The sequence below is a fragment of the Streptomyces xylophagus genome, assembly GCF_000716435.1.
GTDB classification, from domain to species: domain Bacteria; phylum Actinomycetota; class Actinomycetes; order Streptomycetales; family Streptomycetaceae; genus Streptomyces; species Streptomyces xylophagus.
The window spans coordinates 421284-447835 of sequence record NZ_JNWO01000001.1 but is presented as its reverse complement, the minus strand read 5'-3'; the positions used below and the strand labels follow the sequence as shown (position 1 = coordinate 447835).

The window sequence follows — 26552 nt, the reverse complement described above, 5'->3', positions numbered from 1 at the left end:
GGCGACCCTAGACACCCGCCCGCGAGGAGGGACAACTCCCCCGGAGTCCACCGCCTCCGCATGCTCAACTCGGCCCGCCGGTCCCCGACATGACACGGACCGGACCATCGCCCGACCCCGCACAGGTGGCGCGCAGAGCATCCATCTTCTCCGCGTCGGTCGTCCCGGCCTCCGCCGTGTACGTGACGATCCGGAGGTCGGTGCCCGCGGCCATCATGACGTCGAGGTCGAGGGCGATGTCTCCCACGCGGGGGTGTTCGACGGTCTTGCGGTCTCCGACGTGGGTGCGGGCGGTGCCGTTGGACCAGAGGCGGGCGAAGCGGGGGCTGTCGCGCAGCATGCGGTCGACGAAGGCGGCGAGCCGTGCGTCATGGGGATGGGCTGCCGCCGTCACGCGTAGATCGGCAACGAGGTCCTCCTCCTCGACCTCGTCGCCCTCCCAGGACCGGACCGGCCAGGCCGCGATCGGTTCCCGCCCCCGTGCGCCGCTCGACCGGAACATGCCGGCGACGAGGTTGCGCTCGTCCCAGCCGTAGGTGCGGGGATCGCCGACCACGGCGGACCACATCTCGTTCCAGCTGACGAGGGTCCAGTCGGCCGCGAACACCGCGGTGGGGTTGCCTTCCAACTGGCCGACCAGTCGGTGCACTCGCGCGGGCACGTGCCGGGAGACGTTCCCGGCCGGGGGCGGTGCGAGGTGGGCGCAGCGGAACAGATGGTCGCGCTCGGACGGTTCGAGACGCAGCGCTCTGGCCAGCGCGGTGACGACCTGGGCGGAGGGATGACGCGCGCGGCCCTGTTCGAGCCGGACCACGTAGTCGACCGACAGGCCCGCCAGCCGGGCCAGTTCCTCCCGGCGCAGCCCGGGGATGCGCCGGTCTCCGCCCGCCTCCAGCCCGCTGTCCTGCGGTGACACCCGCTCGCGCCACCCCCGCAGTGCGATGCCGAAGAGGTTCGTCGTAACTGCCATGAACAACATCGTCGTTCACTTGCGCGCCGAGCACACAAAAGATCAGCCCGCGCACTACGGAGTCTTTACTCGACCGCTCGTCCCGCCCGCCCTCTCCGCACTACGACGTCGCCCCGGCCGACACTGCCTCGCCGGACGCGTCGGCGTCGGCGCCGTCGGCCCACCGGGCCCGGATGAACGCGCCGGCGGCGTCGAGCGCGGCGGCGCCCTCGTCGAGCATCGCGGCGAACGCCTGGAAGACGTGCGGCACTTGGGGCCAGACCTGCAGTTCGACATGGACGTCGTGCTCGGCGGCACGCGCCGCCAGCCGTACGGCGTCGTCCAGCAGGATCTCGTAGGAGCCGACCTGGATGAACAGGGGCGCGAGGCCGGTCAGGTCGGCGAAGACGGGGCTGGCGTGCGGGGTGGTCGGATCGGTGTCGCCGAGGTAGTCGCGGGCGCGGGTGCGCAGGCCTTCCGAGGTCAGTGAGGCGTCGACGGCCGCCTTGCTCACCGCGCTGTCGCCGGACAGGCTCAGGTCGGCCCACGGGGAGAACACCGCGGCCGACGACGGCTGGGGCAGCCCCGCGTCCTTCGCGGCGACCAGTGCCGCGGCGACGAGCCCGCCACCCGCGGACTCACCGACGAAGGCGATGGCGGAACTGGGAACCCCGTCGTCGAGCAGGGCCCGGTACACGGCCAGGGCGTCGTCGACCGCCGCGGGGAACGGGTGCTCGGGGGCCAGCCGGTACTCGACGCACACGGCGCGCGCACCGGTCCGTCGGGAGACTTCGGCGGCGAGACCCGCGGCGTCGGCCGCCGAGCCGATGGCGTACGCACCACCGTGCAGGTACAGCAGCACGGTCTCCGGATCGTTCCCCGGTGTCTCCACGGTGACGACCGGTACGCCGCCCAGTTCGCCCTCCATGGTCGAGACGTCGGGGGGCAGCGGGATGGACGTCATCATGCCGTGGAAGAGGACACGCTGTTCGGCGACGTCCCCTCCGAGGTCGAGCGGGCCGTGCCGCAGCATCTCGTCGAGGGCCTGGCGCTGTTGCCGGGACATGGCTGTGCCTTTCGTGGTGCTGGTCGATGCGGTGTGACGTGGGAATCGGGGGCTCTGCCGCCGGTCAGCGCGGCGGCCCCACGATGACCTGGCCGTACATGTCGGCGGCCTCCGCCAGGAGATCCCGCGAGATCTCGAAGCCCTCGGGGCGAGGGGTCGTGAGGTCACGTCCCGCGTGCCGGAACATGCCCTCGATGCCGCCGGGTGTGCAGATCATCAGCAGGTCTGCCGTGTCGGAGGTGATCCGGTACCCGTGCGGGACGTTCCGCGGCAGGAAGACGATGCCACCCTCCGACAGCTCCATCTCCTCGTCGTCGCACCACAGCAGCGCACTGCCCTTGATCAGCATGAAGACCTCGTCCTCACGGGTGTGCTTGTGATACGGCGGCGCCTCGCCCTTCGCCACGGAGAACCGCCCCACGGTCAACTGGCCACCGGTAGCGGCCGCGTCGAGGAGTACGGCGAACTCACCACCGTCGAGCCATTCGAGTTTCTGCTGCTGCTCGGGCTGAGCCAGGTAGGCCATGGTCATGTGGCTGTCCGTTCTGCGCGATCGGCGAACTCGGCGCTTTTGTCACGGAGACCGACAGGGTCGAGGTGAGGCAGGGCACCCCTGGTCGGGGCCGTGCCCCGCCTGTCCGATGATCCTCTTCAGGGCACGGCGCCCGCCACCCGTACGGGTAGGACCAGCAGTACCACTCCCCCGGCCCGACCCCCGCTGCCACGCGCGTCCGGGACGCCCGGCGGCTTGTGGCATTCTCTGCTGCCATGGATGTCTCGACTGATCAAGAACTGCCGTCCGAGGACCAGGACATGGAGATCCAGGCGGTCTCCGCCGATCGACTCACGTTCTTCGGAGACGCGGTGGTAGCCATCGCACTCACGTTGCTGGCTCTGGAGCTGCCGGTACCGGAGGGGTCGACCAACTCCGAACTGTGGCACTCGGCCACCTCGCACCGTGAGAGCTACCTGGCGTTCATGATCAGCTTCGTGGTGATCGCCGCGCACTGGCGCTCCCACCACCGGGTGTTCCGCTATGTCACGGCGACGAACCGCCGGTTGACGCCCCTCACCATGTACTGGCTCCTCACGCTGGTCATCACCCCGTTCGCGACCGATGTGATCGGCGGCCACGGAGCGTTCCAGGCCCGGTTCATCTTCTACGCCACCGTGCAGTTCGCGGCCTGCCTGCTGTTCATCCTGATGGTCCGTGAAGTACGGCAGGACCGCCTGTACCGCGTCGGTACTCCGCCCGAGGTGTTCTCCCGGGCGATCCGCCGGATCGGCATGGTGGCCCTGGGCTTCCTGGTCTCGATCCCGGTCTCGCTCGTCACCGGCTGGGCGTACCTGTGCTGGATCGTGGTACCGGTCTTCGACTCGATCGTCGACTCCCGCCGGAGCCGGTCGGCGCAAGAGGCCATAAAGCCATAGGCGCGCTTCCCAAGGGGGAAATTCCCGCGGGAGCCCTTTCCTGAATTACCGTCGTCGAGAACACAATGAAAACCGCATCACCTCGGTCGGAAAACGGCTTTCTGAAATACACGCCCTTTCATTTCACACTCGGCGCCGGCCGCCCCCGCGACTCCGCCAGCAACCTCCCCGCCCCGTCCAGACACTTCGCCGGATCGACGGGCGCCGCCTGCAACCCCGGCAGCAGCAGCATCCACAGGTCGCTCACCGCCTCCTCGATGTTGCGGCGGTCGTTCAGCGCGTCGGAGACGGTGTGAGTGCCGAAGAAACAGGAGACGAGGACGCGCGCGGTGCGCTCGACATCCGTGCCGGGGGCCAGTTCGCCCACTTCCTCGGCGCAGGTCAGCATGCGGGCAGCCGCGTCGATCCACCCCACGAAGGGGCGAGGCAGGGACACCGGGATGGTTCTGCGCTCGCTCCAGAGCCTGTTGCCCGCGCGGACGATCACGTTGTCGCGGAATTCCCGGGCCACGGCGAGGCTCAGGCCCACCAGTCGGTCGAGAACGGGAGCATCCAGCGATTCCCAGCGTTCGACATAGCGCGGCCATTCGGCGAAATGGGCTTCCAGAACGCCTCGGGCCAGCCCCTCCTTGCTGCCGAAATGGAAATAGATCGCACCGCTGGTGTACCCGCTCGTACGTGCCACGTCGCTGATGCTCGTACCGACGTACCCGTGCTGTTCGAACAGCACCGCGGCCGTCGCCAGAACGGCCCGCCGGGTGACTTCCGCACGTTCCTGCATATTCTCGGTCGCCCCTGTCCTGCGTGCCGGATCGTCTTTTCCGGTGAATCTAGCCGACAGGCCGCCGTTTCCTGCACGGATGCCAAAGAACCATAGCTTCTATTATTTTATGACTGAATCACGCCTCGCCGCACCTTCCGAAACCGGCCCGGAGCAGCTGACGCTGAGCTGGGACAGCTGCGTGTCCCGGGCCCTCGTGCACCGCAACGCGGTCGCCGAAGTCCTGCTCACCGACGCCCGCGCGCTGCCCGACGGCCGTTTCCTCCTCGCCGCGCAGTGGCCACGCTCGTATGCCACGTCCGCTGCCGGGTCCGCCGAGCGGCACGATCCGATGCTGGCCGCCGAGACCATCCGGCAGGTCGGCCTCTACATCTGTCAGCGTTTCCTGGGCGCCCCCGGCACCAGCAGGCCCGTCATCAGGAGCGTCGGCTTCCGGCTCGACAACAGCGCGGAGCCGGTGGTCGGTTACGGGGCAACCGACGTGCTGTGCCGGGCGGAGGTGTACGACATGCGCCACGTGGATGACGTGCCGTGGCCGGTCGCGCTGAGTGTCCGGATGGAATTCTCCGCCGCCGGGCGGGAGTTCGGCTCCGCCTTCGGACGCATGCGGGTCCTGTCCGAGGAGGAGTACGGGACGTTCCGCGGCCCTCATGCCGATGCCGGTCCCGTGCCGGACGAGGTGCACTGGCGGCCGTCGCCCACCGAGGTGTCGGTCCCGTCCCCCGGCGATGTGATGCTGGTGCGGAACCCCTCCGGGGCTTTGCTGGTGGCACCCGCCGACCTGCGCCATCCGCGGTTCTTCGACCACCCCAGCGACCACGTGCCCGGCATGGTGCTGCTGGAGGCGGCCCGGCAGGCGGCATGCCTGGCGGGAGCCTCCCCCGGCCGACTGAACGGCTGTCACATGGAGGCCCTGCGTTTCACCGAATGGAACGCGCCGGTCCATGTCGAGTGCGGGCCGGCCGAGGACGGCTGGGCCTTCCGGGTCACACAGGGCGGTGATACGACCGCCTCGGGCACGCTGTCGTTCGCCACGCAGGGCTAATTCACCCTCCCGGTCGAGGACGGACGTTCACGCCGTTCACCCCACCCGCGCCTTCTCACCCCTGGTCGACCTGCGACTGACGCCTGTCCCCGCCCGAAGGACAGGCGTCCGTCGCCACCGCGTTCACGAGGCGCGCGGTCCACCACTGAACCGCGACAGCGAGCGCCGCAGGTCCTGCTTCCGTTGCGTGACCGCCGCCGATCGCAGGTCGTCGCCGTCGTTGGCCAACTCCCGTTCCAGGGCACGCGTTTCGTCCACGCGTCCGAGCGGCAGGAGTACGTCCGCCAGGCGCAGCCGGGTCAGTGCCGCACCCCGGCGGTCGTCCGGGGTGCGGGCGGCCAGGGCGTACTCGAAGGCGGGTACCGCTTCCGCGGCCTCGCGCAGCGCCATCAGGGCCTCGCCGCGCTGGAATTCGAAGTCGGCGCGGGCGTAGGACTCGAAGGGATGCCGCCCCGCTTCCTCCGGGCCTACCGGACCTACGCCGCTCTCGGCCTCGGAGAGCGCGCGCAACGCGTCCTTGCGCTCGCCGCGGCCGGCCGCCGTCACCGCCAACTGGGCCTGGGCGAAGGCCCGTACGGCGCGCGGGGCGTCGCGCGCGGTTCTGACCGCCGCCCGGGCGACCTCGTCGGCGATCCGCAGATGCCCGAGTCCGTACGCCTGCGAGCTCAGGGTCCGCAGGGCGATCACCGTCAACTCCCGGTTCCCGGCGGTCACCGCCAACTCCCGTGCCCTCAGGTAACAGTGCTGCGCCTCGCCGTTGCGCAGGTCGTCCGCGTACATACGGCCGAGGACGAGGGCGAGTTGTGATGCCTCGGCGTACCGCTCCTGCCGTGCCTGGCCCCGCGCGCCGCGCAGTTGGCCGGCCACCGCTTCGGCCAGGTAGGTGCGCAGGGTGCCGCGGGCGAATCCGCCACCCTGTGATTGCAGGGTCCGGGTGAAGAACAAGGACGCCGAGTTCCGCGTGCTCGGTGTCCGTGCGGCCCCGGACGGCGGTCCGGTGGCCGGGGCCCGGCTCGCCGGCCGGGTCCGTGCGGGCCGGTAGGGAACCGAGCCGGACAGTTCGTGCAGCAGCCCTACGAGGCCGTCGGCGTCCCGAGACGCCAACTGGGCGAAGGCAACAGAGTCTTGACTCACGAAGCCCGCCTCCTCGGCGGTGATGACACGGCCGCAGCGCCGGCTGAGCGCCTCACAGGCCAGCGGCTGCACGCGCGGCATCGGATGACTGCCCGCCAGCCAGTGGGCCACCGTCGTCCGGTCGTACCGCAGGACCGTCCCCGCCTCGGCCGCCACCGCGTTCACCGCGCGTGCGAGGCCTCCCTGGGTCCAGTCCGTCTCCTCGATCAGCGCACGCAGCCGGGTATTGGGAACGCGTATCCGCGCCATCCGCCTCTCCTAGCCCATTCGGCGGCTTCACGCCGCGCCTCTAACTATCCAAAACATATCGATCATTATTCTTCTCTCCATTGCCAATTCACTGTTTCCAGACTGTTCTTCCCAGACCGTTGAGAGGCGTGATCACGATGATTGATCCGTTCGACCTCCGCTACGCCCGCTCAGGCCGGCCTGAAGGCCAGCACCGCGTTGTGACCGCCGAAGCCGAACGAGTTGCTGAGGGCCAAGGAGACCTTGCCGGCTCTGGCACCTCCGCTCACCAGGTCCAACTCGGCTTCATTCAGGGGGAGTCGGAGATTCGCCGTGGGCGGGGTGGTCGCGTGGAAGACGGTCAGGGCGGTGAGCGCGGCCTCGATCGCTCCGGCCGCGCCCATGGTGTGACCGGTGACGCCTTTCGCCCCGGTGACGGAGGGGCGACCGCTCAACACCCGTTCGATGACCGTGGCTTCGATCCGGTCGTTCATCGGAGTGCTGGTTCCATGGGCGTTGACGTGATCCACGTCGGCGGGTGAGGCGTCGGCGTCGGCCAGGGACCGGCGCATAGCGAGTTCGGCGCCCGCTCCGTGCGGGTGGGGCGCCGTCTGGTGGTGGGCGTCGGCGGACGCGCCGTGGCCCGCGAGCGCGGCGTAGCGCCGGACACGGCGGGCGACGGCGTCGGGCGCGCGTTCGAGGACGAGGACGCCCGCACCCTCGGCCAGGACGAATCCGTCCCGGCCCGCGTCGAAGGGACGGGAGGCTCCGGACGGGTCCTCGACGCGCCGCGACAGTGCTCCCGTACGGAACAGGGCGGCCGAACAGAGGCGGGTCACCATGGCGTCCGTGCCTCCGGCGAGCGCGAGGTCGCAGGCGCCCGAGCGGAGCAGGTCGACGGCGATGCCGATCGCGGTGGCGCCCGAGGCGCAGGCGGTGCCGGTCTGCAGGACCGGCCCGCGTGCGCGCAGATCGATGGCGATCTGGCCGGCCGCCATGTTGGGCAGGAACATCGGCAGCGTGAGCGGTGAGACCAGGGCCGGTCCGTGCTCCCGCAGCCGGTCCTGCTGCTGTTCGAGCGTGGCGATCCCGCCTGCGCTCGATCCGACGACCACGGCGACGCGGTCCCCGTCCCAGTCTCTCGGCTCCAGTCCGGCGTCACCGACCGCTTCCCGGGCGGCGGCGAGGGCGAGAAGTGTGCAGCGGTCCACGCGCCACTGCTGCACCCCCGGTACGTGGATGCCCGGGTCGAAGTCGGGAATCCGGCAGGAGAAACCGACCGGCATTCCGTCCAGTTCCGGGTCGTCCGTGGCCGTCGGACGGCCGGCGCAGACACGCTCCCAGGTCTGTTCCCGTCCGATTCCCGCCGGGGTGACGAGACCGATCCCGGTCACCACCACCTCCGGCCTTCCGCCCACGGCGGTCACGCCCCCGTCTTCAACTTCTCGACGAGGCCGACGGTCTCCCCCACGGTGAGGGTGCCCGTCGCCTCGGAGTCGTCGAGCGGTACCGCCCACTCCTCCTGGAGGGTTAAGAACAGTTCCACCACGGCGAGGGAGTCGAGACCGAGGTCGTCGTAGGAGGCCTCCGGTCGGACGGTGTCGGCGGGGACCTCGAACTTGCCGGTGAGTGTGGTCACGAGGTGGTCGTAGACGGCAGACATGAATCGGTCTCCTTGTGTGCGGGGTGGAGTTCGGGGGTGTGTCGGACGGGCTTCGCCTGGGGCCATGTCATGGCGATCGAGCCCCAGGTCAGGCCGCCGCCGAAGGCGGTGAGCAGGGTGCGTGCGCCTGGTGGTACGGCGCCTCGGGCGGCGGTGTCGGCGAGGGCGAGGGGAAGGGAGGCCGCCGCGGTGTTGCCGACATCGCGCAGGTTTCCGTGGCAGCGGTCCGGCGGAATGCCCAGCCGGTCGGCCACGGAGTCGAGGATGCGCTGGTTGGCCTGGTGCGCGACGAAGGCGGTGATGGAGTCGGTGGACCAGCCCGCCCGGCCGAGGACCGTCCGGGAGGAAGCGGCCATCTGCCGTACGGCCCGGCCGTACACCTCCCGCCCGCGCATGCGGAAGTAACGCTCCTCTCGCGGTGGCAGTGCGTCCGCGTACGGCCGACTGGAGCCACCCGCGGGGATCGTGATCAGGTCGCCGCCCGTGCCGTCGCTGCCGAGGTCGAAGTGGACCAGGGCTCCGGGGTCCCGTCGGTGTCCTCGTGTCAGGTACGCGGCGCCCGCGCCGTCGCCGAAGATGACGGCGGTCTCCCGGTCGTGCGGGTCCACGATCGTCGAGTAGGTCTCGGCCGCGACGAGCAGCACACTGTCGTACGCGCCCGCCATGAGCAGCGCCGAGGCGACGGCGGCCGCGTAGACGAAGCCGGAGCAGACGGCCGCGAGGTCGAAGGCCGGAGTACCGGTCATGCCGAGCCGGGCAGCCAACTCGGGTGCGGTGGCCGGGCATCGGCGGTCGGGAGTCGTGGTCGCCAGGATCAGCAGACCGGCGTCGTGCGCGCCGGCCGACTCGAGTGCGCCGCGGGCTGCGGCCACCGCCAGATCGCCTGTCGTGGTGCCGGGGCGGACACGATGGCGGCTGCGGATCCCGGTGCGGCTGCGGATCCACGCGTCCGAGGTGTCCAGGCCTTCACGGACCAGCTGCTCGTTGGTGATCCGGTCCGGTGGCAGGGCGGCCCCCAACCCCGTGATCACCGCGGCGGCGCTCACGGCGTCGGCCCGCCGCTCGCGAACAGGGCCGCCACGACGTCCTGTTCGGCCATCGGAGCCCTCAACCGCGCGTCCGGCAGCGCGAATCCGTCGAGGAGGACGGCCAGATGAGGGTGTACGGCGTCCAGGGCGCGGTCGCGTTCCCGGTGCACGCGGGTGGCGTCCGAGGAGGTGAGCGATCCGCTCTCCAGGTGCCAACTCAAGCTCTGTTCCAGTGAGTTCAGGGCATACAGGGCGTAGAGGGCATGCAGGGCGGTGAGGTGCGGCGTCCCTTCGGTACCGGTGGAGGCGGAGTCGGCTTCCGCGACCGCTTCCGCGAACGCCTCCAGGAGCAGGCGTTGTTGATGTGCGTCGGCGAGGGTGACGAGGTCGGGGAGCAGGGGGTTCCAGGTCTCGAAGGCGGTCTTCTCCTCCACCGGGGCGCCATCGACTCGGCCGCGCAGTTCGGTGAGGAGCCCGCGCTCGCGGAGGAGCGCCAGCGCCAGCACCCCGTCGGGGGAGGTCAGGTCGTCCACGGTTGTCGGGACCGGGACGGTGTGCGTGAGGTCCTCGACGAGCTGCTTTCCTGCGTCCAGCCTGATGAGGAGGTTGTCGCCCGCCGCGGCCTGGAACACCTGCGCCAGGCCCTCGTACTCGAGGAGCCGGTTGACGGTCAACAGGCCCTGGGCGCCCGCTCGTTCGCGGCACACTCCGGCCGCGTTCTGCAGGACGCGGGTCGCGGCGGCCTTGGTCAGCGCCTGTTCGCGGCTGACCGAGGCCCAGGGTGCCCACACCGGGCGCTGGGACTCGGGCAGGTCCGTGCGCGCGCTTCGCTGTCGGACGTACTGCGCTTTGACGCGGGTGACGAGGAAGCTGCACGCGTACACCTCGGCGAGGACGCCGTAGAGGGCTTCTTGCTGGGTGCGGTAGTGCAGCACAGGGAGGTTGGCGCGCAACCGGCCCATCGTGAGGCGCTGTTGGCTGTGGCGGATGCCGATGGTGACGGCGGCGCGTGCTGCCGCGGTGAGGGCGGACGCGGCGCCGGTGGAGGCGTTGGAGGAGACCGAGAGGGAGCGCACCAGGCGGCGGTCCGGGTCACCGAGGGGGTCGGAGAACTCGCCGTCGGGCGTGATGGAGGCGTCGTCGTGGAGCCAACCGTCGTAGGGCACGCGGGTGTTGTCGAAGGTGACGAGGGCGTAGTTGAGCGGTACCGAGGTGGTCTCGGGGAGTTCGGTGATGTGCACGCCCTCCGTGACACGGTCGCCGTCGCGGATGCGGACCGCGAAGGGGAACACCCCGCACTCCTGGCTGCCGAGAAGCAGCCGGGCGTAGACGATGGCCATGTGGGCGCGGCCCGTGCCGGCGACGTGGGCCATGAACTTGGCCGCGCCGGGGTCGGGGGTGCGTAAGGTGAACTCCCTTGTGGCGGGGTCGAATCGGGCTTCGGTGCGGGTGGCGAGGTGGCTGTTGCCGCGGCCGATCTCGGTGATCATGATGGATCCGAAGGTCTCGTGCCGGTCCACTTCGTCCATCAACGGTCCCAAGTACGGTCCCGGCCTGCCGAGTTCGGTGATGGCCGAGACGCACACCGCGTACTGCACGGTGCCGGCGAGGAACAGCGCCGGGTCGACGATGGCGGACCACTCCAGTACCGCGAGCAGTTTGGCGGGGTCTTGCTGCAGCGCTTTCACTCCGCCCACCCATTCGCCCAGGGCGCGCAGCCGGTCGTAGGTCCGTGTGTGCCGGTCGGGGCCGTAGGGCGGTGCCGAGCGGGTGAACGGCGGGGTGTCGAGCAGGCCGTCCAGGGCGTCGACGTCCGGCCGGGTCTCGCCGTGGAGGAGTCGCCGGAGCGGCTGCGCGGCCTCGGTGGCCGCCTGGTCGGCGGTCATGCGGCGGGGGCGGCGCGCAGCAGGGTGCGCCGGGCCTGGCCGTCTTCGATGGCGAAGACGAGGGACGGCCGGAAGGCGTGCAGGTCGATGCGGACGCGGCTGCAGTCCTGGCCGGCCTGGTGCACGCGCACCTCGGCGCTCAGCGGGATCTTGTCGTCCTCGGCCGGGCCGGTGCGGGTGAACGTGCCGCTCAGGAGGGTGGGCAGCGGGAACACGAACCGGGTGAACTCGAAGGTGCTGGCGTGCATGACGGCGTAGTAGGGGGGATGACCGGCGGGTGGGAGCCAGATCTCCGAGACCGCCCAGGTGACGAGTTGGATGGACGCCTCGATGAGGAGCATGCCGGGTACGTGCTGCTGGTCGGCGGTGTGGTCCCTGAGCATCTCGGTGTCGTTGACGACGGCCAACTGCGCCTGAAACGCGTCCCCTTCGACGTGTGCGTCGCCGATGAGAACGTTGTCGCGACTGTGCTTGAGGACGCTGTGCCGGGGCACGGCGTTCGGCGGCCGGCCTTCGGGGAGTACGGCCGCGCCGTACGCCTTGAGCAGTTCGGAGGTCAGGTCGCTCCACTCGGTGTCGTCGACGCCGAGTCCGGGCCGGATGCGCAACGGACCGTTCTCGTCGGGGAGTCGGCGGCGTAAGCGGTCGCGGAGTTGGGCCGCCGTGGTGAAGTCCAGCTGGACAGTGGCGCGTTGGAAGGACTCCCCCACCACCCACTGGTGGAGGGACTCGTCGTCGTTCGTCTCCGGACTGTGCGTCTGGTCCGTCATCTGTCGCTCCTGCTGGGGCAGTCGGTGCCTCGGGACGGGGTGCGTACGGTGTTCAGGCCGCGAAGGGCGAGGCGGGCTTGGGAATGCCGGCGAGTCCGCCGTCCGGGACCGACACCCCGCCGTCGCAGACCAGGGCGTGTCCGGTGACGGACGAGGCCGCGGGCGCGGCCAGGAAGAGCGCGGCGGCGGCGACTTCCGTGGACGTCAGCCACCTGCCTTGCGGTACATGGCTCATGAGCCAGTCCGACAGGGGCGCGTGCTGCTGCATCGGTTCGGTCATGTCGGTGCGCACCCAGCCGGGGCACAGGGCGTTGACCCGGATGCCCTGCCGGGCCCAGCCCACGGACAGCGAGCGCATCAGCGAGAGCTGGGCGGCCTTGGTGACCGCGTACGCCTCCATCGCCGGGGTGGCGATGAGCCCGGCCACGGACGACACCAGGACGACAGCCGCCTTCGGTGACGCGGCGAGGTGGGGGTGGGCGGCACGGCACAGGTCGACGGTGGCCCCGATGTTCACGGCGAGCAGCGGGTCCCACTCGGCGGCACCGCTCTCGGTGAAGGGGACCAGATGCGAGGTGCCGGAGCCGTCGGCCGGGAAGACGCTCGCGTTGTGGACAAGGACGTCGAGACCGCCCAGCCCGGCGACCGCCTCGTCGACGACGCGTGCGGCCGTCCCGGAGTCGGCGAGATCACCGCACACGATCACGGCCTGACGTCCGAGCTTGCGCACCTCCTGCTCGGCGTCGTGCAGCGCGTCGGCGCTGCGGGCCGCCAGGGCGACATCCGCCCCGGCCTCCGCGCAGGCGACCGCGATGGCGCGGCCGATGCCTCGGGAAGCGCCGGTCACCAGCACGCGGGCGCCGTCGAGCCGGAAGAGGGAGGCGAGGGGGTCAGTGGTGTCGACGACGCTGGACGTGCGGGGCTCGGTCACAACTGGGCTCCTTCGAAGCGGGAGTTGTCGGTGCGGGGGGTCTCCGTACGGGGTGGGGGGACGGTGCCGTGAGGTGCTCTGGTCCAGGTGAGGACCGTGCTCCCCCAGGTGAGGCCGGCGCCGAACGCGGTGACGAGCACCCGGCTGCCGCTCCGCAGACGTCCGTCGCGGTCCGCACTGGCGAGGGCGTACGGGATGGAGGCGGCGCCGATGTTTCCGACCTCGTGCCCGACGATGACCACCCGGTCCTCGGGCAGCCCCGCGTCGACCGCGGCGCGGCGCAGCAGCAGGGGGTTGGGCTGGTGGGAGACCAGCAGATCGACGTCCGCCAGCCGCAGACCGTTGCGGTCGAGGGCGTCGCCGAGGACCTCCGGGAAGATCCGCAGGATGAAGTCCCGAACGGCCCGTCCGTCCATGTGGACCTTGTGCCGCCGGGCGGCGAGGGTCTGGGGGGAGGCGGGGAGTCGGCTGCCGCCGGCCGGGATGAGGACGTCGCCCGCGCCGGTGCCGTCGGACCCCAGCCGGATCTGGGCGAATCCCCCGTCACCCGGGACGGGTCCGAGGATGGTCGCCGCCGCTCCGTCGGCGAAGAGCACCGCCGTGGCCCGGTCGGCCGGGTCGACGAAGCGGGAGTAGACCTCGACGCCGACCACTGCGGCATAGCGTTCGCCGGTGCCGGAGCGGAGCCAGTCATGGGCGACACGGGCGGCGAACAGCCAGCCCGAGCAGGCGGCCGCCACGTCGAACGCAACCGCCCGGTCCGCGCCCACCAGGGCCTGGACCCGGCACGCGGTCGACGGGCCCAGTTCGTCGGGGGTAGAGGTGGCGAGGACGAGCAGACCGAGCGACGATGCGGGCAGGCCTGCGGCGGCGAGCGCCTTGCGCACGGCTTCGGCGGCGAGATCGGAAGCGGCCTGATCGGGCTCCGCGACATGCCGGCGCAGCACACCGGTGCGCTGGACGATCCAGCCGGGGTCCACGCCGGCTGCCTCGGCCACCTCGTCGTTGGTCAGGATGCGCTCGGGTAAGCACGTGCCGGTGGCGAGGACGCCGATGCTCGGCGCTGGGGACACCGTGTACCTCCAAAAGGCAGGCGGGGTTGGCCAGTTCGCCGGTTTCCGCATTCACGGTCGGCTTCCGCCAGATTGCCCGTCGCGCGCGGCATCCAGCAGGGCGCAAAGCAAGGTGTCGGAGCACTCGGCGCATTCGCTTTACACCCCTCGCGATTCCGAACACTCCAATTCACGCTGATCCACGCCGATTCACCACAGGATGCTGGGCAGGAAAAAGAAATGTTGAGCGTGTTGAATCCGAATTGCGCGAGCCCGGAATTTGTGTCATGCCGAGGGCGGTGCCGAATTCACGAACCCTCTCGATCGAGGTGTGACCTTCGAACCGGCCGCCGCCTCCGCCCCGTCGACCCGTCGCGTCACAAGGTGCACGGGGCCGTCGTAGCACGCGAATTCCGCTCTACACGTGCCCGGTGAACATGTCGACCAGGCTGTGGGGTGCGTTGTCGCCGAACATGAGCTCATGGAGGTGGATGCCATCGGCGGCGGCCGTGGCGCTCCGCGGGAACAGGGCTTGCTCATATTCGGTGAGCGCGGTCTCGACGTCGTCCGGGTGCGCGGCGAGGGCCTTGGCGAGTTCGGCGCCGTCGTACATCGCCAGGTTGGCGCCGTCGCCGTTCGGGGCCGAGAGGTGGGCGGCGTCGCCGAGCAGGGTCACGCCCGGTATCCGGTCCCACCGGTGTGCGATCGGCAGGGTGTGGAGGGTGCGCAGGACCGGTGCGGTGTCGCCGTCGGTGATCAGTGCGGTGAGTTCCGGCGCCCAGCCGTCGAACTCCTCGGCGATGCGTGCGGTGGCCGCGCCGGAATCGGTGAAGTCGATACCGGCGAACCAGGCCTGCGGCTTGGAGAGCGCCACGTAGGTGTGGAGGGTCCCGCCGCGCTCCCGGTGGGCCAGGATTCCCTTTCCCGGTTCAAGGACCATCAGCCCTCCGCCGCCGACCGCCTTCGCGCCGGCCGGGTGCCGGGTGTCGCCGTCGTACAGGTAGGTCTCGATGAACGACCTGCCGATGTACTTGGGTGTGGCGTCGGAGAGCACCGGCCGGACGCGTGACCAGGCGCCGTCCGCACCGACCAACAGGGTCGTGACGAGGGTGGCCCCGTCGGCAAAGGTCACCTCGTGACGGCTGTCGCCGAGGGCACGGACACCGCTGACCTTGTGCCCCCAGCGGACGGTACCGGGCGGGAGCGAGTCGAGCAGGAGCTGTCGCAACTCGCCGCGCTGCACCTCGGGGCGTCCGCTCTCGCTGTCGTCGTCGAACAGCACGGTCCCGTCCGGGGCGAGGACGCGTGTCGCCTCCCGGCCTTCCAGGACGAGGCCGCGGAATGCTTCGGTCAGACCCGCCGCTTCCAGAGAGCGTTGGCCGTCGCCCTCGTGGATGTCGAGCATCCCGCCCTGTGCGCGCGCCGTCGGTGAGGACTCCGCCTCGTAGACCGTGGCCGGGATTCCGTGGACGTGCAGGACGCGGGCCAGGGTGAGCCCGCCGAGTCCTGCGCCGATGATGGTGACTTCAGTGGTCATGGTGGTTCCTTACGTGTCACAGGCCGGCCTGCCGACCGAACATCCGGCAGGACCACTCTGGAACGGCGTTCCAGAGCAGCCAGACTGGAACAGCGTTCCAGGGATGTCAAGCTGGAACGCCGTTCCAGGCATGTGCCAGGATGTACGCATGGCAACCAGGACCACCCGCCGCCCGGAGCGACGAGAAGAACCGCTCTCCCGGGAACGCGTCGTCGAGTCGGCGATCGAACTCCTCGACACGGCGGGCGAGAGCGGACTCACGTTCCGCGCACTGGCCGCGCGTCTCGCCACCGGACCCGGCGCGATCTACTGGCATGTCACGGGCAAGGACGAACTCCTCAGCGCCGCCACCGAGGCCGTCGTCTCCCGCACCACGGCTTCCGGCACCGCCGATCCCACGCCGCAGGAGGCGATCCGCGCCCTCGCGCTCGGGGTGTTCGACGCGATCGAGGCCCACCCGTGGGTCGGCGCGCAACTCGCCAGTGCGCCGGCGCGGTCACCGATGCTGCGCGTCTTCGAACACATCGGACGCCAGGTCCAGACGCTGGGCGTACCCCATACCGCCCAGTTCACCGCCGCGTCCGCGCTGCTGAGCTACATCCTCGGAGTGGCCGGACAGAACGCGGCCAACGCCCGCGGCTGCCCGCCGAACACGAACCGGACCGAGTTCCTCGCCACCGTCTCGGCCGCATGGGCAGACCTCGACCCCGACGAGTACGCGTTCACCCGCGACGTCGCAGACCAACTACGCGTCCACGACGACCGAGCCGAGTTCCTCGCGGGCATCGACCTCATCCTCACCGGAATCACCACCCACCGAGAACCGACCGACCCGGCACCGTCGTAGCCCCTCGCTCGTGGTCCAGGACGCCAGGAGCGGTAACGGGCGAGCGGAGTGGGCGCGAACGCGGCGGCCCCGAGCGCTGACTTACCCAAGTGCCCGTCACCCACCCGATCTTCTACCCTGGCCAGGGCTGTTGAGGAGGGGGATCAACGATGAGCATGTACTTCGACGTCGGTGACGAGACGCTGTGGAACCCGTCGAACGGTGCCGGGCGCCTCTTCCTACGGCAGGTGGAGGTCTTCGCGGCGGAGCTCGACCTGCCCTCGGGCATCGGCCAGGGCAGGCATGGGAGCGACCCGGACACACTCGAGGTCGACCCGGCCGCGTACGCGGACTTCGTACGTGAACTGGTCGCCTGGCACTGCCGGACAGGGCACTCCGTGATCCTCGCGCTCTCCGAGGGGTTCGTGGCGACGGCGGTCGCACTCGCGCGGCGCGCGGGAATCGAGGTGGAGATGCCCGGGTCCGGCCACGTGAGCGGTGGCGTCCAACGCGACGTGCAGGTTCCCGGCAATCCCCGGACCGCGCCGGTCGCCGTCGTCACCGCGCTGGACACGCGGGCGCGGCACTTGGACCAGTGGATGGCCCGCTGAACGGGCCGACTCATCGAGCGCACCGTCACCTGGCTCCACGACCACCTCACAACTCGGCTTGCCGCGCTGTCCGTTGCCGTCAAAGTCAACCAACCCCCTTTGCCTGCGCCGGAGGAGCGCCCAGCGCACTCGAGAGACAAGGCGTGCTCCCGTCCGCCCTCCCCGATCGGGCGAGGAGCCGGTGCCGGACAACCGCCGCGCCGATTCCGCCGAGTGCCCGGCTCGGCCCGGGCACTCGAGGCCGCACGTCGTCACGGCCTGTTCGCGTTCGCGATCAGACCAACACCGTCTCTACGTTCGACGGAATCGCGCTCAACGCCTTGCTGACCGGGCAGCGTTGCTCGGCTGTGGCGGCGGCCCGGCGCAGTTCCTCGTCGGTGATGCCGGGCACGGCGGCCTGGACCCTGATGTTGATGAGGGTGAATCCGGTGCCGACGCTCAGGGTCGCGTCGCACTCCGTGGTGACACTGCTCGGCGGATGGCCTGCCTCCGTGAGGACGTGGGACAGCATCATCGTGAAGCAGGCTCCCTGAGCTGCGGCGATCAGTTCCTCGGGGGACGTCTGCCGTTGGGGCGGGATGGGGCTGAGGGGGTAGCGCAGATCCGGGGAGGCCGCGCCCGAGCCGAAACTCATACGACCGACGCCCTCGCTCAAGGGGCCTTCCCAGTGGGTTCGGGTATTTCCGGTGATCTCCATCGAGTCTCCTGAGGTCGTGCGGACGATGCCGCCCACAAAGCGCGTACGCGCCTTCGAACGGCCCGACGAATAGCGGCAGTTGAAGCATTTGCCAGTGCTCATCGTGAGCATAACGATCGTTTCGGTCAAGTCCCTAAATTGAGTAATTTAAGAGGCTACGGATCGGGGAATTCACGGTGTGAGAATCCAGGAGGGGATCACCGTGACCGAACGGACCGTCGAGGACGGCACCCAGCCCGCCACCCCAGCCGCTACCAGCCTCGGAACCCGCGCCGCCCGCTCCATCGCGACCACCACCAAGACACCGGCGCAGCTCTCGCTGACCACCCCGCGCTGGCTGCTCAGGCTGCTGCCCTGGGTCGAGGTGGAAGCCGGCACCTACCGGGTCAACCGCTGTGTGGCGTACGCCGTCGGCGACGGCCGGATCACCTTGCTGGCGAGCGGCGACGGCAGCCGGATCATGGCGGAGGACATGCGTGAACTCCTCGCTCTGCGGGACGTGTTGGACCTGCGCCTGCTGGAGGAGGTCGCGGGTGCGTTCCGTACGAAGCACGTGGTCGCCGGGACGGTCCTGGCCGAGGCGGGCAGGCCGGCCGACGGGCTGTACGTCGTCGCGCACGGGCAGTTGGAGCGGCGCGGCACCGGGCACTACGGCGAGCCGACGGTGCTGGGGATCATGGGCGAGGAGGAGTTCTTCGACGAGGAGGCGGCGCTGCGCGGCGGCGACTGGCCGTACACGGTGGTCGCGCTGACCAACAGCACCCTGCTGGTCCTGGACCCGGACCGGCTACGACAGTTGGAGGACGAGCATCCTGAACTCGCCCGCGCTTTCGGTCAGTTCAGGGACGACGGGGAGTCCGGCGGCACGGGGACACCGGCCGTGGCCTCGGGGCATCACGGCGAGGCGGAGCTGCCCGAGACCTTCGTCGACTACGACCCGCAGCCGCGCGAGCACGAACTCGCCGTGGCCCAGACCGTGTTGAGGATGCACTCCCGCGTCTCCGACCTCTACAACGTGCCGCTGAACCAGCACGAGGAACAGCTGCGCCTGACCGTCGAGTTGATCCTGGAGCAGCAGGAGCGGGAGCTGCTGAACGACCCGGAGTTCGGACTCCTCAACAACGTCGCCCCCGCCTTCCGCGTCCGTCCCCGCACCGGCCCGCCTACCCCCGACGACCTGGACGAACTCCTCACCGTCGTCTGGAAACAGCCCGCGTTCTTCCTCGCCCATCCACGTGCGATCGGCGCCTTCGGCCGGGAGTGTACGCGCCGGGGTGTGCCCCCGGTGATCTTCGAGATGTACGGCAGCCCGTTCCTCAGCTGGCGCGGTGTACCCCTCGTGCCCACCGACAAGATCCCGGTGGACCCGGTGGAGTCCACCTCCAGCATCCTGCTGCTGCGGGTCGGCGAGGAGAACCGTGGTGTGGTGGGCCTGCGCCCGGACCGGCTGCCCCACGAACACGCCCCCGGCATCGCGGTGGAGCCGATGGGCCTGGACCGGCGGGCGGTTGCCTCGCATCTGGTCAGCTCCTACTTCTCGACCGCCGTACTCGTCGACGACGCGCTCGGCATGCTGGAACAGGTCCAGGTCGCGCACTACCACCAGTACGCATGAGCGCCGCCGCGTCGAACACCGCCAGGTACTGGCTGGACGAGGCCGGAGCGGTCGCCTCCTCCCGCCCACCGGTCTTCCCCGTGCACGCCGTACGCGCCGACTTCCCGGCCCTCTCCCGCACCGTCCACGGCCGCCCGCTCGTCTGGCTCGACAGCGCCGCCACCGCCCACAAACCCCGTCAAGTCATCGACGCCGTAAGCGACTTCTACGCCCGCCACAACTCCAACGTGCACCGGGGCGCGCACACCCTCGCCCGTGAGGCCACCGATCTGATGGAGAGCGCGCGGAGCCGCATCGCACGCTTCATCGGGGCCGGGCGGCCCGAGGAGATCGTCTTCGTGCGGGGCGCCACCGAGGGCATCAACCTGGTCGCCCAGACCTGGGGCCGCAGCCGACTGTCCGCCGGCGACGAGATCGTCCTCACCACCCTCGAACACCACGCCAACATCGTCCCCTGGCAGATGCTCTGCGCCGAGAAGGGTGCCCTCCTGCGCATCGCCCCGCTCCACGACGACGGGACCCTGGACCTGCCCGCCTACCAGTCCCTCCTCGGCCCCCGCACCCGGATCGTCGCCCTCGCCCACGTCTCCAACGTCCTCGGCACTGTCCTCCCCGTCCGCGCGATGGCCGACGCCGCGCACGCCCACGGCTCGGTCGTGCTCGTCGACGGCGCCCAGGCAGTCCCCCATCTCCGCGTGGACGTAAGGGAGTTGGGTGCCGACTTCTACGCCCTGTCCGGCCACAAGCTGTTCGGCCCGACCGGAATCGGCGTCCTGTACGGCCGTTCGGAACTGCTGGAGGAGATGCCGCCCTGGCAGGGCGGCGGCTCGATGATCACCTCCGTCAGCTTCGAGCACACCCAATACGCCCCGCCACCACAGAAGTTCGAGGCGGGCACCGGCCCCATCGCCGGCGCGATCGGGCTCGGCGCCGCCGTCGACTATCTCGAATCCATCGGCCCGGACGCGGCCCACGCCCACGAGACGGCACTCGTCGCCTACGCCCGACACCGACTCGCCGACGACGTGCCGGGCCTACGCCTGCTCGGCCCCTCGACCGGAGTCGGCGTCACGGCCTTCACCATCGCCGGCACCGACCCCGCCCACATCGCCGAGGCCCTCGACACCGCCGGCATCGCGGTCCGCGCCGGCCACCACTGCGCCCAGCCCGCCCTACGACGCTACGGCCTCACCGCCGCCGTCCGCCCCTCCTTCGCCTTCTACAACACCCACCACGAAATCGACCAGCTCGTACGGGAGTTGGCCTCTGCCCGATGAGGCCGCAGACCGATCCCACGCGGACGCTTCGAGAAGGGTCGACGAGGCCGGTCATACGTCACCGAAACGACTCGTGGTCCATGGCGTCAGGAGCGCGAGGACGAAGGCCCGGCAGACGATGCCCTGACCCGCGATCGGGCCAAGCACCTCTCCGGCTGGTGAAGGCCAGTGTTCCGGGGGATATCCCCCACCCCGATCCTGGGGTGCGCCGGATCGCACCCTGTCGGCGGGCAAAACTAGCGTTCAGCCATGATTCCGACCTTGCGGAAGCACCTCGCCATGGCACTCGGTCTCGCTGCGCTGCTCGCCGCCGAGGTGACCACCGCCGTCGCACAGCCCGCCCGTCCCTTACCCGTGGAACGGCTGCGCCAGGACACCGAGGCCATCCACGCGCTCGGTGTCAGCGGTGCGCAGGCCCGCATGATCGCGCCTGACGGTCGGCAGTCGGTCGCCACCAGCGGAACGGCCGACGTGCGCACCGGCCGCCCGGTCCCCTCCGACGGCTACTTCCGCATGGCCAGCACGTCCAAGACGCTGATCGCCACGGTCGTCCTTCAACTGGAGGCCGAGGGCAGACTGTCCCTGGACGACACGGTCGACCATTGGCTGCCGGGAGTCGTCCGGGGCAACGGGAACGACGGCAGCCGGATCACCCTCCGCCAACTGCTCCGGCACACCAGCGGCATCCACGACGACCTGCCCGGATACACCACACCGGAGGAGTACTACCAGCAGCGCTACGACGTCCACAGCCCCGAGGAGTTGGTCGCCCGCGCCCTTTCCCACCCGCCGGACTTCCCGCCAGGCGAGGGCTGGGAGTACTCCAACACCGGGTACGTCCTGCTCAGCACCATCATCGAGAAGGCCACCGGCCGAACCGCCCACCAGGAGATCGAGGACCGCATCCTGCGCCCACTCGGCCTGGACCACACGCGGTGGACAGGCACCTCCCCCACCCTGCCCCGTCCGCACGCCAAGGCCTACCAACTCTTCGGCCCCGGCGCGCTGGTGGACGTCACCGACCAGATACCGGTGGACCACGAGAACCTGTCGTTCGTCACGACCACACGGGACGAGAACGTCTTCCTCCGCGCGCTGCTCGCCGGCCGCCTGCTGCCGCCCCGGCAACTGGCGGAGATGAAGCGGACCGTCCCCGTGAGCGCGGAGGTCCAACAGCTGTGGCCCGGCGGCCGGTACGGACTCGGCCTGGCCGAACGCCCCTTGAGCTGCGGAGGAACCTACTGGAGTCACGAGGGCGGGGACGGCGGTTACATCACCCTCAACGGCGTCACCGACGACGGCACCCGAAGCGCCGTGGTCTCCATGTCCGAGGCACGCGGCGACACCGCGGAGCACATCCTGGCCCAGGAGAACGCGGCCAGCACCTTGATCGACCACGCCCTGTGCGCCGAAGGCACCTCCCCGACCTCGAAGACGCAGGTCAGGCCTCAGTAGGTCCGCGCGCACGGAGGTACGCCTCCAACTCGGCGGCACCGCCCAGCATCACGCGCCCACGAGCGGACAACCGACCGTTCCAGTCTCGCAGTGCGGCCTCCAGCGGCTCGATGAAGGTGGCGCCCGGCCCGAGCTTCTCGGTCGGCCCGGGCCGGGCCACCGCCCTCGGTGACACGCGCCCCGCGCCCCGGGTGTCCCCCTGGTTCGGCAACACCCCGCTCCGAGCCGTCCCGCCGACCACGGAAATCACCTCAAAAAGTAATGGCCAGTATGTACAAGGGAAAATCCAGTTCATCAGTCCGCAAATCGATCACTGGATCGGTGTAATCGGCACATACGCCGCGCCGCCTGGCGATCTAGCGTCGGAGTGCACGGGGCCGCACGGACCAGAAAGGCATTCAGACACTCATGCCCATCCCGCATACCGACGTCATGCCCGAAGCCGAGTTCGACACCCTGACCGTTTCCCGCGGCGTCGGGCAGCCGCCCGCCGTCGACCTGCTGCTGCCGGTCGACGAGCTGCCCGAGTCGTCGTCATCGCCCGACCTGGTCTGCCGTCGGGTACGCGACGAGCTGATGCTCGACGGCAACGCCCGTCTCAACCTCGCCACCTTCGTGACGACCTGGATGGAGCCGCAGGCAAGGGAGTTGATGGCGGAGACCGCCGAGAAGAACCTCGCCGACCGCGCCGAGTACCCGCAGATCACGGCGATGGAGGAGCGCTGCGTACGGATGCTCGCCCGGTTGTGGCACGCGCCGCACCCGGAGCAGGTCCGCGGCTGCTCCACGACCGGTTCGAGCGAGGCCGCCATGCTCGGCGGACTCGCGCTCAAGCGCCGCTGGCAGGAGCGCCGGCGCGCACAGGGCAAGGACACCGCGCGCCCGAACATCGTGATGGGCGCGAACGTCCAGGTGTGCTGGAAGAAGTTCGCCAACTACTTCGAGGTGGAGCCGCGTTACGTCCCGATGGAACCGGGCCGCTACCACCTCACCGCCGACGCGCTCACCGCCTACTGCGACGACAACACCATCGGCGTCGTGACCATCCTCGGGTCCACGTTCGACGGCTCCTACGAGCCCGTCGCGGACATCTGCATGGCCCTGGACGGATACCAGGCCGCCACCGGCACCGACATCCCCGTGCACGTCGACGGCGCGTCCGGCGCCATGGTCGCGCCGTTCCTCGACCCGGACCTCATGTGGGACTTCCAGCTCGAACGCGTCGCCTCCATCAACACCTCGGGACACAAGTACGGTCACGTCTTCCCGGGCCTGGGCTGGGCGTTGTGGCGCGACGCCGAAGCCCTCCCCGACGACCTGGTGTTCGAGGTCGACTACCTCGGCGGCAGCTCCCCCAGCTTCACCCTCAACTTCTCCCGCCCGGGCGCGCACGTCGTCGCGCAGTACTACAGCTTCCTTCGCTACGGCTTCGAAGGGCTGCGGAACCTCGCGGCGCAGAGCCGCAGCACGGCCCGCGCACTCGCCGCGCGCATCCGGACGATCGGCCCCTACGAGTTGATCACCGACGGCTCCGAACTCCCGGCGTTCGCCTTCCGGTTGACACCCGGCACGCAGGGCTGCACGGTGTTCGACGTCTCCCACGCCATGCGCGCCCGGGGCTGGCATCTGCCCGCCTACAGCTTCCCCGCGCCCTGCCAGGACGTCTCCGTCCTGCGTCTGGTGGTGCGCACCGGGTTCACCGCCGAACTCGCGGGCATGTTCATCGCCGACCTGACCGAAGTCACCAGGAACCTCCACACCACCCTGCCGACGCTCGCGCCACCGCACCAGCCGCTCGTCACCGCCTGACGACACTGCCCTTCTGTCTCCCTCGCGCCGGTCCGCGACAACACCTGTCAGACGGTGTGACGGCGGACCGCGTCGAGGAGTTGGTCGATATCGTCGGCGCTGTGGGAGAAGGCGGTGACGAAGCGGACGATGCCCGGTTCCCAGCGGTCGTGGTAGAAGGCGTAGCCCTCGGCGAGGAGCCCTTCGGTGACGTGCTGGGGCAGGCGGCAGAAGAGGATGTTGGCCTGGGGAGCGGCCAACAGGCCCGCGGCGGCGATGGACTTGAGGCCGTCGCCGAGGCGGGTCGCCATCTCGTTGGCCTGGCGGGCATTGCGCAGCCACAGGTCGTCGGTGAGGTACGCGTCGATCTGGGCCGTATGGAAGCGCATCTTGGAGGCGAGCTGACCGGCACGCTTGGCACGGAAGGCGAGTTCGGTGGCGAGTGCCGGGTCGAAGGAGACGATGGCGTCGGCGGTCATCGCGCCGTTCTTGGTGGCGCCGAAGGACAGCACGTCGACGCCGGCCTTCCAGGTCATCTCGGCCGGGGTGGCGCCGAGTTGGACCAGCGCGTTGGCGAAGCGCGCCCCGTCCATGTGGACGCGCAGCCCCGCGTCCTTGGCAATGGCGGACAGTTCGCGGATCTCCTCCAGGGTGTAGACGCTGCCGCTCTCGGTGGCCTGGCTGATGCTCACCACCGACGGCTGCACGCTGTGCACGTCACCGGCCCGTCGGCGCACCGCAGTGCGCAACGCGTCGGGGTCGATCTTGCTGTCGGCGCCCGGGACGCCGACGAGCTTGGCCCCGTTGGTGAAGAACTCCGGAGCCCCGCATTCGTCGGTGTTGATGTGGCTGTCGGGGTGCGAGAGCACGCTGCCCCACGGCGGGGTGAGGGCGGCCAGGCTCAGGCCGTTGGCGGCGGACCCGGTGGAGACCGGGAAGACGTCGACGTCCCGCTCGAAGATCTCGCCGAGCCTGCGGCGGGCGCGCTCGGTGAAGGGGTCGTTGCCGTACGGCAGGACCTGGCCGGTGGCCGCGTCGGCGACGGCACGGGCTATCTGCGGGGAGGCCCCGGCCATGTTGTCACTGATGAAGGCCCGGCTTGAGGGAGTGGTGGCGATGGCGGAAGTGCTCATGAGCGGGGGTTCCTCGATCTCAAGTACTGCCGAGGTCACGGCTGTTGACGGCGTCTCAGGTGCTGATGGGAGAGGCGAAGACGACGGTGATGTCGACTTCGTCGGCGCCGGTGCGGTAGAAGTGCGGGGCGTCTCCGGCGAACGCGAGCATGTCGCCCGGGCCCAGATCCTCCGGGGCGTCGACAGGTCCTGCGGTGACGTGCCCGGTGGCGATGAGCAGGTGCTCGATCGTGCCGGTGGCGTGCGGCACGCCGGCCAGCTCCGTCTCCGGCGGAATACGCAGCCGCCAGATCTCCAGGCTGTTGCCGCTGCTGATCCGCCGTAGCAACTCCCTTGATACCTCGCCCGGTTCGATGTCCGTGCCCGGTCGGAAGACCGGCCCGGTGTCGGCGTCACGCGCCAGCAGGTCGGCGATCGGGATGCGCAGGGCGATCGCGATCGCGTCCAGGGTGTCGATCGTGGGATTGCCGTTGCCGGCCTCCAACTGCGACAGGGTGGCCTTGCTCAGCCCGGCGCGCCGGGCCATCTCCGCGGCGCTCATGCCGCGCTGCTGACGGCGCAGCCGGATCTTCGCGCCGACGGCGGCGGCGGTACTGCTTACCGGCCGACGGCCGGACGGCGGGGGCGTCATCAACAGCTCCGGTGAGTCGCGGTGTAGGACACGCGGATACGGCCCTTCTTGACCTTCAGCGTCGGCAGCACCACGTCGGCCAGGTCCCCGAGGCTGCGCACATGGGTACCCCCGCACGGCGCGGAGTGCAGCGCGTCGAGACGCACCACGCGCCGACCGTCGGGGAGGTACCGCGCAGAGACCGGCAGATCGTCGGCGACCGCGGCCGCCACGGCGGCACGCAGTGCGACGGTCACCTCCTCCCGTCCGTCCGGGTCGGCCAGCCGCGCGCCCGCGGGCGGTGCCTGGAACTCGATCCGGGCCTGACCGGGGAAGTGGATGCTGCCGACCATCTCCCACCCCTGCGCCCGCCCGACCGCCTCGACGAGATGTCCGGCCGTGTGCAGCGCGGCGTGCCGCATCCGGGTCGGGAGGTCGATCCGGGCTCGCACCCGCTCCCCAACGGCGAGGGACGGAAGGCTGCCGTCCTCAGCAGCCGTCGCGACGACCAGTCCCGACTCGCGGTCCCGGACGGGAACGATCTCCGCGTCCTCCAACCACCCTCGGTCGGCGGGCTGGCCCCCGCCCTGCGGATGGAACAGACAGTGCTCTACGGCCGCCCACGGCGTCCCGTCCGTCTCGCCGAGCGCGATCACCCGCGTGTCGACCTGCTCCAGGTAGGTGTCGTCGAGGTAGGCGCTGTTCTGCGCGCCCTCTCGAGCAGCCGCGATTGAATGAACCATGCGTTCACTATACCGAACTCCGGAGGCATGTCGAACGAATCGTTCGTTTTAATTAACGACACAGCTCACTGAACGCCCGCCCCGGCACGCGTCGAGGCCAGAAATCGACGAATGCCCGAGAACATGCGCACCGCGTGAGGCCGCGCGACATCCGCCGCGTCAGCTATCACGCCAATGTCGGCATCCGCCGCCCCGCGGCCGACAGCCTCGCCCCCACCCCTGCGCGCCCCGCGCACCCTCCCCATGCCGTGCGCCTATGCAACCCGGGTCATCACTTCACACACTCGCCGCACTGC

Annotated in this window: 25 protein-coding genes and 1 pseudogene; 8 read left to right on the top strand and 18 right to left on the bottom strand. The window is 70.2% G+C overall.

What is annotated here, in order from left to right; all coding sequences use genetic code 11:
- Positions 1 to 64: 64 nt before the first annotated feature.
- From OO70_RS01995 to OO70_RS01985, 3 genes are all read right to left on the bottom strand, one after another.
- Entirely contained in the window at positions 65 to 970 is a 906-nt protein-coding gene (locus tag OO70_RS01995; protein WP_043663568.1) for a helix-turn-helix transcriptional regulator, read from the bottom strand.
- Positions 971 to 1070: 100 nt separating this feature from the next.
- Positions 1071 to 2015 (bottom strand): alpha/beta hydrolase, encoded by a 945-nt coding sequence (locus OO70_RS01990; protein WP_043662844.1) that lies wholly within the window; start codon positions 2013 to 2015, stop codon positions 1071 to 1073.
- A gap of 64 nt (positions 2016 to 2079) precedes the next feature.
- Positions 2080 to 2547, bottom strand: a complete 468-nt coding sequence (locus OO70_RS01985) for a cupin domain-containing protein (RefSeq protein WP_043662842.1) — start codon at positions 2545 to 2547, stop codon at positions 2080 to 2082.
- 236 nt (positions 2548 to 2783) lie between these two features.
- Between OO70_RS01985 and OO70_RS01980 the strand changes: the two genes are divergently transcribed.
- On the top strand, positions 2784 to 3446 hold the full coding sequence (locus OO70_RS01980) for a TMEM175 family protein (RefSeq protein ID WP_078651194.1): 663 nt from the start codon (positions 2784 to 2786) through the stop codon (positions 3444 to 3446).
- Positions 3447 to 3564: 118 nt separating this feature from the next.
- Here OO70_RS01980 and OO70_RS01975 read toward each other — a convergent pair whose 3' ends face one another.
- Positions 3565 to 4227: a ScbR family autoregulator-binding transcription factor gene (locus OO70_RS01975; RefSeq protein ID WP_043662841.1), complete on the bottom strand. Its 663-nt coding sequence runs from the start codon at positions 4225 to 4227 to the stop codon at positions 3565 to 3567.
- Between the two features lie 109 nt (positions 4228 to 4336).
- Between OO70_RS01975 and OO70_RS01970 the strand changes: the two genes are divergently transcribed.
- Entirely contained in the window at positions 4337 to 5272 is a 936-nt protein-coding gene (locus tag OO70_RS01970; RefSeq protein ID WP_234336665.1) for a ScbA/BarX family gamma-butyrolactone biosynthesis protein, read from the top strand.
- A gap of 123 nt (positions 5273 to 5395) precedes the next feature.
- On the opposite strand, the gene OO70_RS01965 is transcribed toward OO70_RS01970, so the two are convergent.
- From OO70_RS01965 to OO70_RS01925, 9 genes are all read right to left on the bottom strand, one after another.
- Positions 5396 to 6655 carry a hypothetical protein gene (locus tag OO70_RS01965; protein ID WP_043662839.1) on the bottom strand — a complete coding sequence of 420 codons (1260 nt, stop codon included), beginning with the start codon at positions 6653 to 6655 and terminating at the stop codon, positions 5396 to 5398.
- Between the two features lie 170 nt (positions 6656 to 6825).
- Positions 6826 to 8061 (bottom strand): beta-ketoacyl-[acyl-carrier-protein] synthase family protein, encoded by a 1236-nt coding sequence (locus OO70_RS01960; RefSeq protein ID WP_234336664.1) that lies wholly within the window; start codon positions 8059 to 8061, stop codon positions 6826 to 6828.
- Positions 8058 to 8297, bottom strand: coding sequence for an acyl carrier protein (locus tag OO70_RS01955; RefSeq protein ID WP_043662838.1), 240 nt, complete (start codon positions 8295 to 8297; stop codon positions 8058 to 8060). Before OO70_RS01955 ends, OO70_RS01960 begins: the two co-directional genes overlap by 4 nt.
- The gene (locus tag OO70_RS01950; RefSeq protein ID WP_043662836.1) at positions 8270 to 9343 is read right to left on the bottom strand and encodes a beta-ketoacyl-ACP synthase III; all 1074 of its coding nucleotides are present in this window, start codon (positions 9341 to 9343) and stop codon (positions 8270 to 8272) included. The genes OO70_RS01955 and OO70_RS01950 overlap by 28 nt, the downstream gene beginning before the upstream one ends.
- A complete protein-coding gene (locus OO70_RS01945) occupies positions 9340 to 11211 on the bottom strand; it encodes an acyl-CoA dehydrogenase (protein ID WP_043662834.1) in 1872 nt (623 codons plus the stop codon). Before OO70_RS01945 ends, OO70_RS01950 begins: the two co-directional genes overlap by 4 nt.
- The gene (locus tag OO70_RS01940; protein ID WP_043662832.1) at positions 11208 to 11981 is read right to left on the bottom strand and encodes an AfsA-related hotdog domain-containing protein; all 774 of its coding nucleotides are present in this window, start codon (positions 11979 to 11981) and stop codon (positions 11208 to 11210) included. Before OO70_RS01940 ends, OO70_RS01945 begins: the two co-directional genes overlap by 4 nt.
- Positions 11982 to 12033: 52 nt before the next feature.
- Positions 12034 to 12912 carry an SDR family NAD(P)-dependent oxidoreductase gene (locus tag OO70_RS01935; protein WP_043662830.1) on the bottom strand — a complete coding sequence of 293 codons (879 nt, stop codon included), beginning with the start codon at positions 12910 to 12912 and terminating at the stop codon, positions 12034 to 12036.
- Positions 12909 to 13985, bottom strand: a complete 1077-nt coding sequence (locus tag OO70_RS01930) for a 3-oxoacyl-ACP synthase III family protein (RefSeq protein WP_043662829.1) — start codon at positions 13983 to 13985, stop codon at positions 12909 to 12911. Before OO70_RS01930 ends, OO70_RS01935 begins: the two co-directional genes overlap by 4 nt.
- Positions 13986 to 14382: 397 nt before the next feature.
- Positions 14383 to 15501 carry an FAD-dependent oxidoreductase gene (locus OO70_RS01925; protein WP_043662827.1) on the bottom strand — a complete coding sequence of 373 codons (1119 nt, stop codon included), beginning with the start codon at positions 15499 to 15501 and terminating at the stop codon, positions 14383 to 14385.
- 148 nt (positions 15502 to 15649) lie between these two features.
- On the opposite strand from OO70_RS01925, the gene OO70_RS01920 reads away from it, so the two are divergent.
- The gene (locus OO70_RS01920) at positions 15650 to 16348 is read left to right on the top strand and encodes a TetR/AcrR family transcriptional regulator (protein WP_043662826.1); all 699 of its coding nucleotides are present in this window, start codon (positions 15650 to 15652) and stop codon (positions 16346 to 16348) included.
- A gap of 149 nt (positions 16349 to 16497) precedes the next feature.
- Positions 16498 to 16938 (top strand): DUF6086 family protein, encoded by a 441-nt coding sequence (locus OO70_RS01915; protein ID WP_051740478.1) that lies wholly within the window; start codon positions 16498 to 16500, stop codon positions 16936 to 16938.
- Positions 16939 to 17212: 274 nt separating this feature from the next.
- On the opposite strand, the gene OO70_RS01910 is transcribed toward OO70_RS01915, so the two are convergent.
- Positions 17213 to 17737 (bottom strand): OsmC family peroxiredoxin, encoded by a 525-nt coding sequence (locus tag OO70_RS01910; protein WP_199827225.1) that lies wholly within the window; start codon positions 17735 to 17737, stop codon positions 17213 to 17215.
- A gap of 100 nt (positions 17738 to 17837) precedes the next feature.
- Here OO70_RS01910 and OO70_RS01905 point away from each other — a divergent pair, with 100 nt between their 5' ends.
- The 3 genes from OO70_RS01905 (at position 17838) to OO70_RS01895 (ending at position 21982) form a co-directional block, all read left to right on the top strand.
- Positions 17838 to 19250 carry a family 2B encapsulin nanocompartment shell protein gene (locus OO70_RS01905; RefSeq protein WP_051740476.1) on the top strand — a complete coding sequence of 471 codons (1413 nt, stop codon included), beginning with the start codon at positions 17838 to 17840 and terminating at the stop codon, positions 19248 to 19250.
- Positions 19247 to 20527 carry a cysteine desulfurase gene (locus OO70_RS01900; protein ID WP_043662822.1) on the top strand — a complete coding sequence of 427 codons (1281 nt, stop codon included), beginning with the start codon at positions 19247 to 19249 and terminating at the stop codon, positions 20525 to 20527. Before OO70_RS01905 ends, OO70_RS01900 begins: the two co-directional genes overlap by 4 nt.
- A 249-nt stretch (positions 20528 to 20776) precedes the next feature.
- Positions 20777 to 21982, top strand: a complete 1206-nt coding sequence (locus OO70_RS01895; RefSeq protein WP_051740474.1) for a serine hydrolase domain-containing protein — start codon at positions 20777 to 20779, stop codon at positions 21980 to 21982.
- Here the strand turns inward: OO70_RS01895 and OO70_RS51985 are convergent.
- Positions 21969 to 22094, bottom strand: a pseudogene (locus OO70_RS51985) (MerR family transcriptional regulator); the annotation flags it as partial. The gene OO70_RS01895 and the pseudogene OO70_RS51985 overlap by 14 nt on opposite strands.
- A 296-nt stretch (positions 22095 to 22390) precedes the next feature.
- On the opposite strand from OO70_RS51985, the gene OO70_RS01885 reads away from it, so the two are divergent.
- Entirely contained in the window at positions 22391 to 23791 is a 1401-nt protein-coding gene (locus tag OO70_RS01885) for a glutamate decarboxylase (RefSeq protein ID WP_043662818.1), read from the top strand.
- A 47-nt stretch (positions 23792 to 23838) separates the two neighbouring features.
- Here the strand turns inward: OO70_RS01885 and OO70_RS01880 are convergent, their stop codons facing one another.
- Genes OO70_RS01880 through OO70_RS01870 form a run of 3 tightly spaced genes read right to left on the bottom strand, consistent with a single transcriptional unit; the run spans position 23839 to position 26256 of the window.
- Entirely contained in the window at positions 23839 to 24903 is a 1065-nt protein-coding gene (locus OO70_RS01880) for a threonine aldolase family protein (RefSeq protein WP_043662816.1), read from the bottom strand.
- Positions 24904 to 24958: 55 nt separating this feature from the next.
- Positions 24959 to 25534 carry a helix-turn-helix domain-containing protein gene (locus tag OO70_RS01875; RefSeq protein ID WP_043662814.1) on the bottom strand — a complete coding sequence of 192 codons (576 nt, stop codon included), beginning with the start codon at positions 25532 to 25534 and terminating at the stop codon, positions 24959 to 24961.
- On the bottom strand, positions 25534 to 26256 hold the full coding sequence (locus OO70_RS01870) for an alanyl-tRNA editing protein (protein ID WP_051740455.1): 723 nt from the start codon (positions 26254 to 26256) through the stop codon (positions 25534 to 25536). The genes OO70_RS01875 and OO70_RS01870 overlap by 1 nt, the downstream gene beginning before the upstream one ends.
- Positions 26257 to 26552 lie beyond the last annotated feature (296 nt).

Bases quoted from the DNA above. Each gene is read 5' to 3' on its own strand.
- OO70_RS01885 (WP_043662818.1), top strand. From the start codon at position 22,391: ATGCCCATCCCGCATACCGACGTCATGCCCGAAGCCGAGTTCGACACC.
- OO70_RS01925 (WP_043662827.1), bottom strand. From the start codon at position 15,501: ATGACCACTGAAGTCACCATCATCGGCGCAGGACTCGGCGGGCTCACC.
- OO70_RS01870 (WP_051740455.1), bottom strand. From the start codon at position 26,256: ATGGTTCATTCAATCGCGGCTGCTCGAGAGGGCGCGCAGAACAGCGCC.
- OO70_RS01880 (WP_043662816.1), bottom strand. From the start codon at position 24,903: ATGAGCACTTCCGCCATCGCCACCACTCCCTCAAGCCGGGCCTTCATC.
- OO70_RS01940 (WP_043662832.1), bottom strand. From the start codon at position 11,981: ATGACGGACCAGACGCACAGTCCGGAGACGAACGACGACGAGTCCCTC.
- OO70_RS01980 (WP_078651194.1), top strand. From the start codon at position 2,784: ATGGATGTCTCGACTGATCAAGAACTGCCGTCCGAGGACCAGGACATG.
- OO70_RS01995 (WP_043663568.1), bottom strand. From the start codon at position 970: ATGGCAGTTACGACGAACCTCTTCGGCATCGCACTGCGGGGGTGGCGC.
- OO70_RS01985 (WP_043662842.1), bottom strand. From the start codon at position 2,547: ATGACCATGGCCTACCTGGCTCAGCCCGAGCAGCAGCAGAAACTCGAA.
- OO70_RS01965 (WP_043662839.1), bottom strand. From the start codon at position 6,655: ATGGCGCGGATACGCGTTCCCAATACCCGGCTGCGTGCGCTGATCGAG.
- OO70_RS01900 (WP_043662822.1), top strand. From the start codon at position 19,247: ATGAGCGCCGCCGCGTCGAACACCGCCAGGTACTGGCTGGACGAGGCC.
- OO70_RS01895 (WP_051740474.1), top strand. From the start codon at position 20,777: ATGATTCCGACCTTGCGGAAGCACCTCGCCATGGCACTCGGTCTCGCT.
- OO70_RS01920 (WP_043662826.1), top strand. From the start codon at position 15,650: ATGGCAACCAGGACCACCCGCCGCCCGGAGCGACGAGAAGAACCGCTC.
- OO70_RS01875 (WP_043662814.1), bottom strand. From the start codon at position 25,534: ATGACGCCCCCGCCGTCCGGCCGTCGGCCGGTAAGCAGTACCGCCGCC.
- OO70_RS01970 (WP_234336665.1), top strand. From the start codon at position 4,337: ATGACTGAATCACGCCTCGCCGCACCTTCCGAAACCGGCCCGGAGCAG.
- OO70_RS01910 (WP_199827225.1), bottom strand. From the start codon at position 17,737: ATGAGCACTGGCAAATGCTTCAACTGCCGCTATTCGTCGGGCCGTTCG.
- OO70_RS01945 (WP_043662834.1), bottom strand. From the start codon at position 11,211: ATGACCGCCGACCAGGCGGCCACCGAGGCCGCGCAGCCGCTCCGGCGA.
- OO70_RS01955 (WP_043662838.1), bottom strand. From the start codon at position 8,297: ATGTCTGCCGTCTACGACCACCTCGTGACCACACTCACCGGCAAGTTC.
- OO70_RS01990 (WP_043662844.1), bottom strand. From the start codon at position 2,015: ATGTCCCGGCAACAGCGCCAGGCCCTCGACGAGATGCTGCGGCACGGC.
- OO70_RS01915 (WP_051740478.1), top strand. From the start codon at position 16,498: ATGAGCATGTACTTCGACGTCGGTGACGAGACGCTGTGGAACCCGTCG.
- OO70_RS01975 (WP_043662841.1), bottom strand. From the start codon at position 4,227: ATGCAGGAACGTGCGGAAGTCACCCGGCGGGCCGTTCTGGCGACGGCC.